The sequence below is a fragment of the Rhizobium sp. BK379 genome, from assembly GCF_014193955.1.
In the GTDB taxonomy this organism is placed as follows: domain Bacteria; phylum Pseudomonadota; class Alphaproteobacteria; order Rhizobiales; family Rhizobiaceae; genus Rhizobium.
The window spans coordinates 1-11906 of sequence record NZ_JACIAD010000013.1; the positions used below are offsets into that span (position 1 = coordinate 1).

The window sequence follows — 11906 nt, forward strand, 5'->3', positions numbered from 1 at the left end:
AACGCGCTGGCACCAATGATGGTGGCGGCATAATCGAGGCGGAAATCCACTTAGCGAAACGCCCGAAACTGTTCAGACAAACCGAGCCACCTCTATTTCGGCATCCTTCTTGGCGAGCTCGCTGTCTTTTGCAGCGATTACGGCGACGTGCGCGGCGTCTGCCGTGCCCAGCTTGGAGCGGGCATCCGCAAGCAGCTGCTGCAGCGTTGCGATAACCGTGGCACCCTGATCGGTTACTTCAACCGGGATGGCATCGACGGTAACCGTCTTCAGGGGCATGATCGTTTCCTTTGTCGGGTTGTGATCAGGGGTGACGGGGCTGATGCCCCAATTCGCACCGTCACCGATGCGAGCCTTTGAACAAGCCCGCGCGCGATCGACGACGGCCAGGTGGTTGATTTTGATATTGGTCTGCTGTGCGTCGAATTGCTGGCCGTCCGGCGTGACACCGTCGCCCCATACGAGCTCGCAGACATAGCCGGCGGAGAGCCCGCGCTTGCCACCCTCGACGCCTTTGATTGCCGCTGCGTCCTTAAGGATGAGCGGGAGATAGACCCACTCCCCGTCGCGCTTGGCGGCGGTGCTGACCTCGCCGACGGCCAGATCCTTCCAGTTCTCCGCGGTGACCGCGTCCTTCGGGTGATCCATGGTCACGGGCGCGCGTGAGTGAAGCTCTGCAGGCTGGCGTCAGCCAAGACCGATTCCGGCGGACGATAGACACGCACGACGGACAATTCCGGCTTGCCGACCTCATCACCCGTATAGAGCTGGATGCCGGTCCGAACTGCCTTCGCTTCGGCGGCAAGGTAGCCGTCGTCGGTCCGCCGCGTTCCCGCGATGGTGACAGCATCAGTAAAGTTCATGGCTTCGCTCCCCGCTCTGTCTAGAGCCGGTTAGGTGGGCGTTCAGATTTCAGGCGGGGAACCCATATCCGGACCAAATTGATGGCCGAGGGAACCTTCTGCTTCGTCGGAAGTAGGGTGTACGGGACGTTCGATGGACTCCAGACCTGCGTTCGAGCGTTCCTGTTTCCAAGTCCCTTAAATTAGCCCGCTTCGGCGGGCTCTTTTTCGATCGCATAATGGCCCTTATTCCAGGCCGACCTTCGGTCACGAAGCCGAGAAAACTCCTTTAAATTGCATTATATTCATGATACACCTCTGATATCGACCGAATTTGTGCACTTCCCCAAGTGCAAGTTCGGAAGAGCAATGCACGGCCCGTAGTCGCGCCTGCGTGATTGGTCGGTACCCGACTGCAGGAGGGCGTCACCCCTCGTCCTCCTGCTCCTCTCAGCGCGGCGCTTAGCGCTGGCCGAAAGCTTGACTGTCACGCAAATTTACAAAACCTCCGGTAGACTTCCAAAATCTGGCCAGTAGACTTCCGCGCGCGCTGATGCTGCACTATCAGCGGGAGAAGGGCTCTTTATTCCTAACTCAGAGACCCTTCTCCGTTTTTCTCCAAACGCACAATCGGCGCTAGCTCGTCTCCACCTTTTTCCTACGGTCACTTCCCCTTGTCGATAGATCGTCACCGACCTATCTGATCGAACCCGTTCGGACTTGTTCAAGTGAGGATGGATGAGCCATGCTGTGGTGGATCTTGTACATTTACCTCTCCTTGCAGGTTTTTATTGCTGCAGGGATTTTGCTCTTGCTGGTGAGGGCCAAACTCAAGGCATCAGAAAGTGTGGGCAACGCTCGGTCAGCGCCGATGCAGCGCGAGGATCAGCAGCAAGCCTACCAGTGATCAGTGCTCGATTTCGGCGCCCGGCCACGGGAGATGAGGTTACTTGCACGACTTTTTCTTCCAAGGACGCTGGAAAAACTCTGATCTTTTCTTAAGTCTCACTCTGCTGAAGTGCCCTCAGCTTTCAGCTGGAGAGCAGTTGCTCGCGAAGCTGCTCTCCTGAAACCCGCCGTGACCTCCGGCGGGTTTCGCATTTCAAGCCGCCAACTGCCACGCCGCGCGCGGGCTCGCGATCTTCCGAATGACCGGCGCCCCGATCGTGGCAACGCCAGTCCCGCCCGTATTGCACAGGTGCCTCAAGATCAGCAGGTTATCGAGCCGGATGTTCGTCATCGTTAGCCCCGTCGGCAGCCAGAGTTTCGAGCCGCAGACGAGCGATCTTCCACGCCCGCCGATGTAGTTGTCCCGTCGTCCAGCCGCCGCCGGTTACGGTGACCGTGTTGCCGATCTGGACTGGTCCGCGAATTGAACCATCCAGGTAATCCCAGCCTGCCCAGTCGTTGAGCTCGACCGGGATCTGGATCTCGAGCCAGTCGCCGGCGACGAGGCCGAGCGTTGCGAGACTGAGGTTGGCCGGCAGCCCGTACGTCACGGTATGAACGGCGGCCGCGTCGTTGACAGGTGTGATCGTGATGACCTGCTTCTCGTTGCCGGCCGCCACCACTTCTTGCTGGCGACATAGGTCGAGGTGCCGGTGCCGCGCACCAGGCGCATGCCGGTGGCAACATCGCCGGTGACGTTGGTCTTGGCGCCAGCAATTCCGGGCGTGCCCTTCGGCGGGAAGATGTTGTAGGCGGCAAGCAGGTCGAGCCACCTCGTCTCACCTGCAGAAACCATCCCCTGCAAGATGGGAAGGAGAATATCGGAGCGCTTCGCCATCAAATCGGGCTTCGGGTGAAGCCCGTCGACGAACATTGACGCGGCGATGCCGGAAGCCGGGCCATCGAGGGCAAGTGTGTTGCAGAGCACGACGCCATTACGGCCGGCTTGGGCGAGAATCCACCTATTGATGCCATCAAGGATGCCAGGCCAGGCTGGATCGTCAACGCCTGGCTGATCGTCGAGCGTGCTGGTCCAGCTCAGCGTCTGCAGGATCACGTAGACCCCAGCATCAACGATGCGCTGCACCTGCGTATCGAAGTCGGCAATGATCGCCGCCAAGCTACGACCGCGGACGATATCGTTATAGCCGATATCGACATAGACGATGTCCGGCTTCTGGCTCAGAGAGTGGGCCGTCCGCGCGAGCGTGCCCGGGAACTGCGCCCCAAGCCCGGGGACAGGAAAGAGGCAGTCGCCTGACTTGCCGGCCATTGCCCCCGAGAAGGCCGCGAATGAGCCAGGCGCGAAAAACGGACTGTTCAGCTCGGCGAACATGTCGAGGTTGAAGCGGCCATCAGCTGCCTTGATCCAAGAAAGGACGGTGCGTTGGTTCTCGTAGAAGCCGGTATGGCCGTTGGTCGCCGTCTGGCCGGCCGTATAGGTCTGCGCTGCTCCGAGGCCGATGAAGCTATGGCCGAGGCCCACGACTTTGGAGCCCGTCGCGAGCGGCAGGGTCCGCAAGGGCACAATGCCCCGTTGCTAAATTGCTTGATGGACAATTCCTGGACATACTCGACTATTAGTTGTCGAGTAAGATCGGCATACTCGTCACCAAGGGGGAACTCATGGCACTCTACAAAGACGGAAATCTGGTGCGTAAGGCTGACGCCGGGTTAGGAGCCTTCGACAAAGAGTGGAAGCCGGGCGAAACTCCAGATCATGCTGGGATATAAGTTGATCCTTGACCAGAACGTCAAGATTGAAGCCCTGTCACTGGAAGTCCGGCGCCTAACGCAGGCGGTTGAGACTACCGAGGTCGTCATGGTCGACCACCAGCGCCTTACGAGCGCCGAGATCGAGCATCGTGTCAAAACTCCACTACCCCGCGGGCCACACAACGACAATTGATAGGCTGACCTGGCGGAAGACCTTCTTCGGCTCCCGTCGGCTCTCCCCATTTGTACGTGTTGCCGTCCAGCTTCTTGTGCAGCGGCCGAACACGCTCATCGTGCGCCGTCAATCAGACGTATGAAGTAACGCCGGCCTGCTGCTGCCTGATCTTGTTCAGATCCGAATTGAACTTGCCCGTCTGGTCCCGAGCGATGAGCCGAGCCCGCCGATCGGTGATCCCGAACTGTGCTTGAAGCGACTTCCGGAGCGTCGTCACCGAATTGCCGGCGATGCCGCTGGTATAGACCGTCTGCTCTATCCGCTTCACGATGTCGTCGGATAGGCTCTGGATCAGCGATGTGTTGCGGGCGACTGCCGCCTGCAGGTAATCGGCCAGATCCTCGTCCCGCACGACCGCAGAGAGGTTGATGCCAAGTGCCCGTTTGGCCGTTGCCATGAACGCTTCGGTGTGCCAGTGTCGGCCGGTGTCTTTGCCGTCTTAGCATTCATCTTGCCGATCTCGGCCTGCTCCTTCTCGGTCATCTGCTTGAGCGGTGACCCGATGATGAGACCGATGAGCCGGACGATCAACAGCAGACGCTCCATTCGTAGAAGACTCGGCCGGCCGCCAGTTCAGCGAGGACGCGCTCTTTCGTGATGGCGAGCTTGTCGATCGCCTTTTCAGTGGCTTTCCGGTCTATCGTCTGCTCCCACTCAAGAAGCTCGGCAACGCGTTGTACGATGTTGTCTTTATGCTGTAGGCGGGACGCATTTCCCCGGTCAGGTTTGAAGCCGGCCTCCGCATATGCGTCATCTGCTGTCTTGCCTTTGAAGAGAGCCTGAGCAAATTTCTCATGCCGTGGATTCTTAGGACTGGCATGCATCACCAATTGGAGGAAAAGTGAAGAACATAGTCGAGGGCTTCAAAGAGCAGGTATGGCGCATCGTCGAAATGAATGGCGCCGAGATAATTTCTGAAGAGTTCATCCCGCTATCGAACGCGACTGAAGCCCAAATCATTGCAAGGATCGAGAGAATGGCCAAGAGGCACTTGTCGGAGCGAGAAATCGCTGGGTCACCGTCTCTCTACAAGGCCGATCGCGATGAAGGCAAAGGCGATCGCCTTATCTACATGGCGGGAGAGAACCCGTACATCATCGCCAGCCTATGGCGCGCTGACGAGCTCTCCTAAAGCGCCCGCCATATCCCCTCACCCGGAGGCTAACAAGATTGGCATGCCGTGAGGAAAGCGGCAGCCATGCAGGCGACGGCTATGCCGAACAGGACAGCAATCACGGTGCGTCTCATATCGCTCTCCAAATAGCCTGCATTCTCTCACGCGCTGCTCGGTAATGCGCCGTTTGCTTAACCAGAAAGAATCGATGGCTAAGGGTCAAGCTAGAAGCAATTATAAAAGGTACGAGGCCGCCCCTGCCGCAGCGCCGGCTACTCAGGGGCCAAGGCCGTGGAGTTCAGTAAGCACAAGAAACCCTGAGCTATTTCATCCTCCCCGATCTGCTCGTCGGGGAGGCTTAAGCCTCACACGCAGACGCGCTCCCGAGCGATGGTGGGCTCGATGGAGTCGGAGGGTAATCCGCGCTTCGGCTCCTGCCGTTTTGGCGGTTCTTCCCTATAGACATTGTGGGCCGCATCGAGGTCGACCAAACCAGGTCAGGTAACGAAAATCAGTGGCGCTGGAACGGCGGCTTTGCCTCGTGAATACGCAGGCGCATCATGCCGCAGCAGGGCTGGGAGGCGACGGCGAGAGAGGCGTTGCGCAATGCCGAAGAGCACTCCGATAAGCTTAAAGAGATGCAAGGCTTGGAACGCATCGTGAGCAACGGGGTAATTCATCGGCGCCAGCGCGCACGTGATGTCGAGCACCTATGCTCCGTCCCGGGCTGCGGGAAATGGGGAGGCTTTGGTTTTTCCGCCGGCAAGGCCGTGGAGACGCGCTGGTGGTGCTCGCGCACTATCCGCACTGGGAATCGGGCCAAAGAAGCGGCAGAGAATGTTCAGGCGGTTTGAGGTGCACTTTTGGACTATGGTGGCCTTTCTGGCAGGATACGGCTTGTACGGACTGGGCAAGCTGATCGTGGTGTGTTGGGTCAATTGATCTTCAGCCAATGATGGCAATTTCGGGAATTGGAACTTTCAGCGTGGTTCTGTGTTTCACGCGCAGATCGCGCGGAGACCTCGATTGTATGGATCCCTTCTAAGCCCTGGGGGTTCGTTTGCGCGGTCCACCCACGCGCTTTTTGAGTGGCCGATCAATTAATCTTCAGCCAGTGGCGAATAGCAGAGACGGTGCCATCACCAGTATAGGCAACGATACCGCCGATCGTCAGGCCGGCGAAGGCTTGTTTCATCACAGTTCGTGGCCGGCCTCGGGTTTCTAGTCGATCAGTGTGGAACATCTTAACGTGCCCCCAATAAATTAGGCCATTTGAAACTGAAATTTTCCACTTATGCTCCCTGATGGGAAGAAGAGGAGAATTCGATGAAGGTCTCGAAGTTTTCGGAAGCGCAGATCGCGTTTGTGTGAAGCAGGCAGAGGATGGGACGCCGATCGGTGAGGTCTGCCGCAAGGCAGTAATTTCGGACACGACCTTTACAACTGGCGCAAAAAATACGCCGCCTGATGCCCTCGGAGATGAAGCGTCTTCGCCAGCTCACAGGAGCTGATAGTCCCGATGGTCTGCCAGCAGCGACTGAGCGATTTGCTCAGTGCGATTGCGTTCACGGATCAAGCCTCGTCCCTGGCCAATAATCATGCGGAACATGCTGATCGCGACGGCGTCTTCGGCTATAGGCAGCGCTACCGATGAGCAGGCTGTCTCGAAGATATCATTGATTCATCGTGCTTTTGAGACTTTACGGCCAACGAGCGACCACGCTTCCGCAACAAAAGCCTCGCGTCCGAGCGAAGTGATGCTAACGGGTGTCGGGAAGCGTTCGATCAACGCCAAGACCAGTCCGACCGGCTATTTCCAGCATGGGCGAGCTCGGGAAAATAGAGTGCCAGGTGGTTCAGGATCCGGTGCCAGGTCTCACTACAGAATGTTGCCTACCGCTCGTCGGCCCTTGTCTCGGGGGCCTCGCTCTCGTTCGCTCTTCGATCTGCGAGCAATAAGTCTAAAGCCTGATGTTCCGGACCAAACGGCCGTTGGTTCAAGAATGAACTCACGGGGATAATCGTTTCGTGCCCGCCCGACGATGAGTTCCCACGATGAACGACGACTTCTCTATTGGTGGCAGGATTGATGCCGAGAAACCATCGATCGCCATTCGTGCTTGAAGCAAATTCTTTCAGATTTTCCAAGTTAGCGCTCCTTCTAAAGGGGAAGTAGCGCGAGGACCCGAAATTGCGAGTTGCCTCAAAGTCGCAGGTGCCGGCGGAGGAACTTAGGTATCCGTCCCATGTTGTAGATCCAATGAACAACGGTGATCAGAAAGCCCTTCCGGACCATTTCTACCGGTAGCCCGAGGACGCCCAAATGCGATACTATGTCCGTGCGATACATACGGACGATACGCGCAACCGGCTAACGGACAGTAGAACCGAAGCCACAGCCATGGAGGAAGAACTTCAGAACCACACACGCCCCGGAGACAACTACTTCATCAAAATGTCTCCGGCGTAGAATGTTGTTGAAGCAAGGGTTAAGGCCGACTGTATGCGCTCAGTCCCCCTGATGCTCAACTGACTGGAACATATCGATGGCCTTGTTGGTCGGGATAGACATCGAGCCTGAAGCGTACAATTGGAGTAATTGAAATGAGCAAACACTTTAGCGCTAAGGAGACTTTCGCAATTTGCGGCGACAGCGACGATGGCTACGGTTGTACTGGACAACTTTTCTACCGAGGAAAAGACCTTTCCCACCACGCGAGATGCCGTCGATTACCTGAAGGCGTCGGCCCCGATCTCGCCAAAAATGTTATTGCATATCCAAGCTTTCGGACACGATGTATCTTTCGAACGTGAGGATATTGCGAAGCTTATTCAGGAACTTGGCGACGTGGACCAGCATTTCTTCCATCGGGCCGAGTTGGGTCGTCGATCTCCACTTCCGGCGCCCCACCCCGGGGGATAGTTGGGTGACAACATGGATCGCCGGAATGTGATATAGTTTTCTGCCTCCCATGAATACTCAGATTTTCATGGACTCTGACCACCCGTTATTCAATTCTGGTATCACAAACAAGGGAGTACGGAGATGGCATTTGTTAAGCTGACGTGGACGACGACCAAAGCTCCGATTCATATCAACGTCGATCATGTCGCCGCTGTGTACCAAGATGGAGAAGGAACGGGAACAATCCTTGCGCTAGCTATTCCTCAGGGCAACGGCGTCGTGACGAGAGCCGTGAGCGAATCTGTTGAGGACGTGATCGGCCGGTTTAATACCGTGCAGTTTCTCACGCGATAGGAAAAGGGCGACGGGCTCGCCGGGTTGGGATCTTAATTCCGGCCCTCGTGCCAGGCCCTGTTCTGTAAATGACGTGGAAAATATCCTAGAAGTTGAAACGACGCTTGCCGGCTCACCGCGTGCATGACCAGTTTCTTATGCAACTAGTTCGGAGACCATCATGGCAGCCCCCTATTTGATAAGTTACGACCTTCGCAAGGTTCGAAACTATAATCAGCTTCTAAATACCTTGCGCGATTGGGGATGCATCTCACCGCTTGAATCAGTCTGGGTCGGACATATGAATGGTGCCGCAACGACCATTCGAGATCTGCTTGCGCAACACATGGACGCCGACGATGGGCTCCTCGTAGTCCAGATCCAATCACCCGGACAGTGGGCAACAATGCAGGTTAAAAATAACGCTGCTGATTGGTTCCGCAAACATGTGGCCGCGTGATTTGGTCCCGATCCAGAACAAGGAAACCGCCGTGATCACCTTGGCCCAAACCCAACGACCGCGCCCTCCGCAAGCCGCGTAAATTTATGTGCCACGGTCCTTCTATTATTTTCGAAAAGGGGAGCGTCCATTCTCCTCTCACAGCGAACGAAGACCCCCGGACGGTGGCGACCCCTTGGCTCCAGACATTCGAACGCCCCAGGGGTGGCGATCGACGATCGCACCAGATTTCCAGCACCTCCGTTGGTGCTGTGCCTGCCCTCGATACTATCTCATAGCCAAGCTGCGGATGCCTTCGAACAAGCTCCATCTCCTCTGCGATCAGTTTGCCGGTCTTAGTCAGGCTGTCGTCGGGGAGCGTCATCTTGCCTAGATCATGCACCTGGCGCCGACGAGCCCAAGAAGGCGGATATCGGCTTCGCTGTGGCCGAGCCTACCACCAAATGCGACCATCAGAGCGCTGACCGCCAGCGAGTGAAGAAAGGTGACCCGTCCTTTGCCTTTAGTTTGGCAACTGCGATCAGGTCGACAGAGCGGTAGATATTCTGATGCCCTTCGAAACAAAAACTTGCCACAGCCTAGGATAAACAACTTCGGGATTCTCGAGGCAGTTTTGCCTCGCAGCTTGCCATCACGCCTCTTGCAGGATAGTTGGCGCAGGCTATTTTACAGCACCTGGAACATGATGTGCCCTCGCGCCATTTCATCTCTCCAGGTGCATAGAAGGCAATATGGCAGATCAAGATAGCATCAAGCAAAATGCCCGCGACGCCGGCACGCGGCTCGTGGACGGCCATCCGTCCGAGGATCCCTTTGCCGCGGCTTTCAAGGCGACACGCATGCCGATGATCATCACGGATCCTCGACAGCACGACAATCCGATCATCTTCTGCAACAAGGCGTTCAATGACCTCTCGGGCTATTCGAATGATGAACTCATCGGCAGGAATTGCCGAATGCTTCAAGGGAAGGAGACCGATCCGGCAACGATTTCCAAAATCCGCCAAGCGATAGCGTCGGAGGAAAGTGTCGCCGTCGACATCCTCAATTATCGGAAAGATGGCACGACGTTCTGGAATGCGTTGTTCGTCAGTCCGGTGAGGGATGCATCCGGCGAGGTCATCTACTTTTTTGCTTCACAGCTTGATTTCACCAATATCAAGAGCAAGGAGGCGGAGCTGGCCAGCGCCCGCCATTCGGCGGAACAGGAAGTCGAAAACCGCACACGCGATCTGACCGAAGCGCTTGAGGCCAAGACAATGCTGGTTCACGAAGTCGATCACAGGGTGAAGAACAACCTCTTGACGATTGCCTCCATCGTCAAGCTCCAGGCGAAGATGACGACGGATGAGACGGTGCGAAAGACGCTGCGATCCGTTCTCGACCGTGTCGAGGCGCTCAGCACCGTTCAGCGCAAGCTGTTTACCGCCGAAGACGTTGGCCGCTTTGACGTCTCAGGGTTCGCGAACGAACTGGTGGTCGACCTCGTCGGATCGCTGAAGCGTGACGACATCAGGTTCACCACGGACCTAAGTCCAGTGCTGGTCCCCGCTTCCAAGGCGTCGGCCCTCGCCTTGATCGTCAACGAGGTTGTCGGAGATGCCGTCCGGCGCGGACTGAGCGACGGCGGCGGAGACCTGCGCGCGGCAGCTCGACGCCAAAATCGAACGACAGGTCGAGGGCCACAGCACAGACGTGAGGGTGACGATGATGGTCGACGAAAAGGAGCATGCATGAGGGTGCTGATCGTTGAGGACGAGGCTCTTCTAGCCCTTGAACTCGAAAGCGAGATCGAGATCGCCGGCCACCACGTCGTGGGTCAGGCTGCCTCCAGTGTCGAGGCCAAAGATATTGCTGAGCGTGAACGCCCGGATTTTGCCTTCGTCGATATCTCGCTCGTCGATGGCCCGACGGGGATCGACGTCGGCCGTTTCCTCGCCACGCGGCACATCCCCTTCGTTTTCGTCTCCGCCAACATCAAGCGTCTTCCCGAGGACTTTGCAGGCGCGCTCGGCGCGATCGAAAAGCCCTACACCATGCACGGCCTGCAGAACGCGCTGGCCTACCTGGCTAAAGTTATTGATGGCGAGGCTGCTGTTGTTGCACCGCCGAGTATCGTTATGGCCACTAGAGCTGCGTGATCAGGCCCGCGGCTCGACCGAGACAGGCCCCAGTCCGAACAAGTCAACTAGAGGCCTGTTGCATCCGCTCGTTTGAAAATGATCGTCACAGCCATACCCTGACCGGGTCCGGATTGCACGTCGATCTCGGCCTTGGCATTCTGCCTCACCGGCTGAACAATCATCGCGCTTAGGTTGCCCCGGCGGGGCCACTCGCTTTTGTCCGAAAGGCCGACACCATCGTCAGCAACGAGGACCTTACACCCTTCGTCATCGACCGTGCAGCGGACTCGCCTCCGTCACGGCCGATAAAGGCGTATTTGAGGGCGTTTGTCATCAACTCGTTGATCACGAGACCGACGGGCATGGCGACGTTGACAGAGACTGGCCAGGTGTCGACCTTCATATCCAGGCGTATGCCGTCGACCGCATGAGCGACCATGACAGACGACGCGATCTGGCTGACATAGGTCCCAAGATCGACCGTCTCGGCCTCGCTCCCGAATAGAGCGAGCGGTACAGGATCGATAGAGCTTCGATACGTCCGGCGAGCCGGTTGAAGCTCGCATTCTCTTTCGTTCGCTCCGCATTGCGTGCCTCCATCCGGATCAGAGCGGTAATCATCTGAAGGTTGTTTTTGACCCGGTGCTGCAGTTCCTTCAGCAAAGTGTCCTTTTCCGTCAACGCGTCTGTCAAGGCGGCCAAATCATTGCCGCCATTGCGAACGGATATTGCCAAAAGACGAAACAGCGGCTCGCCAGCGTCGTCGACAATGGTGTTCGACCAGGCGTCGACCACGTGCTTATCGCCGACTGCGAGTGAAAGTTCCGAGATATTCTTCATTTTGCAACAAAGCCTGGGCTAATTCCGGCCCGCCCGCCAAAGGCAAGGCTGGGGGAAGCACGGACCACTCCTGCCCCTGGAGATCGTTTCCGGAAAGGCCAGTCAGCCGCTCGAATTCGATATTGCCGTAAACCGGGCGTTCATTGCGGCCCAGTTCAGAGACCGCGACCGCGAAGGGCACATGATCGAGGAACTGGCGAAATCGATCATCGTCCAGCGCTTCCGCCAGGTGCGGGAGGTCGGAGAGGGTCGCCGGAGTGGTATCGTCTGGGGTGGTCATCGAACTTCCATGGTTTGGCAACGGGGAGTCCATATCATGGCAATCGACGCATCCAACAGAACATTCGGCCGAAGGAGGACGCCACCATCTGCATGATTTTGGCCGCTTGA

The 11906-nt window shown here is 57.2% G+C and carries 11 protein-coding genes and 4 pseudogenes; 9 read left to right on the forward strand and 6 right to left on the reverse strand.

What is annotated here, in order from left to right; translation table 11 throughout:
* Positions 1-90: 90 nt before the first annotated feature.
* Positions 91-863, reverse strand: a pseudogene (locus FHT93_RS34590) (DUF2213 domain-containing protein); the annotation flags it as partial.
* Positions 864-1587: 724 nt separating this feature from the next.
* On the opposite strand from FHT93_RS34590, the gene FHT93_RS34595 reads away from it, so the two are divergent.
* The gene (locus FHT93_RS34595) at positions 1588-1749 is read left to right on the forward strand and encodes a hypothetical protein (protein WP_018116047.1); all 162 of its coding nucleotides are present in this window, start codon (positions 1588-1590) and stop codon (positions 1747-1749) included.
* A 310-nt stretch (positions 1750-2059) separates the two neighbouring features.
* Here the strand turns inward: FHT93_RS34595 and FHT93_RS35830 are convergent, their stop codons facing one another.
* The 4 genes from FHT93_RS35830 to FHT93_RS34615 all read right to left on the reverse strand — a co-directional run bounded on the left by FHT93_RS35830 (position 2060) and on the right by FHT93_RS34615 (position 4565).
* Positions 2060-2341 carry a hypothetical protein gene (locus FHT93_RS35830; protein ID WP_246781794.1) on the reverse strand — a complete coding sequence of 94 codons (282 nt, stop codon included), beginning with the start codon at positions 2339-2341 and terminating at the stop codon, positions 2060-2062.
* Positions 2338-3318: an SGNH/GDSL hydrolase family protein gene (locus FHT93_RS34600; RefSeq protein WP_348649818.1), complete on the reverse strand. Its 981-nt coding sequence runs from the start codon at positions 3316-3318 to the stop codon at positions 2338-2340. The genes FHT93_RS35830 and FHT93_RS34600 overlap by 4 nt, the downstream gene beginning before the upstream one ends.
* Positions 3319-3811: 493 nt before the next feature.
* Entirely contained in the window at positions 3812-4138 is a 327-nt protein-coding gene (locus FHT93_RS34610) for a hypothetical protein (protein ID WP_018116043.1), read from the reverse strand.
* Between the two features lie 130 nt (positions 4139-4268).
* Positions 4269-4565 carry a hypothetical protein gene (locus tag FHT93_RS34615; protein ID WP_246781795.1) on the reverse strand — a complete coding sequence of 99 codons (297 nt, stop codon included), beginning with the start codon at positions 4563-4565 and terminating at the stop codon, positions 4269-4271.
* Between the two features lie 17 nt (positions 4566-4582).
* Here FHT93_RS34615 and FHT93_RS34620 point away from each other — a divergent pair, with 17 nt between their 5' ends.
* The 8 genes and pseudogenes from FHT93_RS34620 to FHT93_RS34655 all read left to right on the forward strand — a co-directional run bounded on the left by FHT93_RS34620 (position 4583) and on the right by FHT93_RS34655 (position 10694).
* The gene (locus FHT93_RS34620; protein ID WP_183851369.1) at positions 4583-4873 is read left to right on the forward strand and encodes a hypothetical protein; all 291 of its coding nucleotides are present in this window, start codon (positions 4583-4585) and stop codon (positions 4871-4873) included.
* A 542-nt stretch (positions 4874-5415) separates the two neighbouring features.
* Positions 5416-5709 carry a hypothetical protein gene (locus FHT93_RS34625; RefSeq protein WP_162709981.1) on the forward strand — a complete coding sequence of 98 codons (294 nt, stop codon included), beginning with the start codon at positions 5416-5418 and terminating at the stop codon, positions 5707-5709.
* Between the two features lie 472 nt (positions 5710-6181).
* A pseudogene (locus tag FHT93_RS34630) lies at positions 6182-6355 on the forward strand (transposase); the annotation flags it as partial.
* A gap of 1159 nt (positions 6356-7514) precedes the next feature.
* Positions 7515-7778, forward strand: a complete 264-nt coding sequence (locus tag FHT93_RS34635) for a hypothetical protein (protein WP_183851370.1) — start codon at positions 7515-7517, stop codon at positions 7776-7778.
* A gap of 123 nt (positions 7779-7901) precedes the next feature.
* Positions 7902-8114, forward strand: coding sequence for a hypothetical protein (locus tag FHT93_RS34640; RefSeq protein WP_018116039.1), 213 nt, complete (start codon positions 7902-7904; stop codon positions 8112-8114).
* A gap of 160 nt (positions 8115-8274) precedes the next feature.
* Positions 8275-8553 carry a hypothetical protein gene (locus FHT93_RS34645; RefSeq protein ID WP_018116038.1) on the forward strand — a complete coding sequence of 93 codons (279 nt, stop codon included), beginning with the start codon at positions 8275-8277 and terminating at the stop codon, positions 8551-8553.
* 731 nt (positions 8554-9284) lie between these two features.
* Positions 9285-10290 (forward strand): annotated as a pseudogene (locus tag FHT93_RS34650) (PAS domain-containing protein).
* Positions 10287-10694 carry a response regulator gene (locus tag FHT93_RS34655; protein ID WP_183851371.1) on the forward strand — a complete coding sequence of 136 codons (408 nt, stop codon included), beginning with the start codon at positions 10287-10289 and terminating at the stop codon, positions 10692-10694. The pseudogene FHT93_RS34650 and the gene FHT93_RS34655 overlap by 4 nt, the downstream one beginning before the upstream one ends.
* 47 nt (positions 10695-10741) lie before the next feature.
* Here the strand turns inward: FHT93_RS34655 and FHT93_RS34660 are convergent.
* Positions 10742-11796, reverse strand: a pseudogene (locus FHT93_RS34660) (histidine kinase dimerization/phosphoacceptor domain -containing protein).
* Positions 11797-11906 lie beyond the last annotated feature (110 nt).

Excerpts from the sequence above, each read along its gene's own strand:
- FHT93_RS34595 (WP_018116047.1), top strand. The coding sequence starts at position 1,588 with ATGCTGTGGTGGATCTTGTACATTTACCTCTCCTTGCAGGTTTTTATT.
- FHT93_RS34610 (WP_018116043.1), bottom strand. The coding sequence starts at position 4,138 with ATGGCAACGGCCAAACGGGCACTTGGCATCAACCTCTCTGCGGTCGTG.
- FHT93_RS34640 (WP_018116039.1), top strand. The coding sequence starts at position 7,902 with ATGGCATTTGTTAAGCTGACGTGGACGACGACCAAAGCTCCGATTCAT.
- FHT93_RS34655 (WP_183851371.1), top strand. The coding sequence starts at position 10,287 with ATGAGGGTGCTGATCGTTGAGGACGAGGCTCTTCTAGCCCTTGAACTC.
- FHT93_RS34635 (WP_183851370.1), top strand. The coding sequence starts at position 7,515 with ATGGCTACGGTTGTACTGGACAACTTTTCTACCGAGGAAAAGACCTTT.
- FHT93_RS34615 (WP_246781795.1), bottom strand. The coding sequence starts at position 4,565 with ATGCATGCCAGTCCTAAGAATCCACGGCATGAGAAATTTGCTCAGGCT.
- FHT93_RS34645 (WP_018116038.1), top strand. The coding sequence starts at position 8,275 with ATGGCAGCCCCCTATTTGATAAGTTACGACCTTCGCAAGGTTCGAAAC.
- FHT93_RS34625 (WP_162709981.1), top strand. The coding sequence starts at position 5,416 with ATGCCGCAGCAGGGCTGGGAGGCGACGGCGAGAGAGGCGTTGCGCAAT.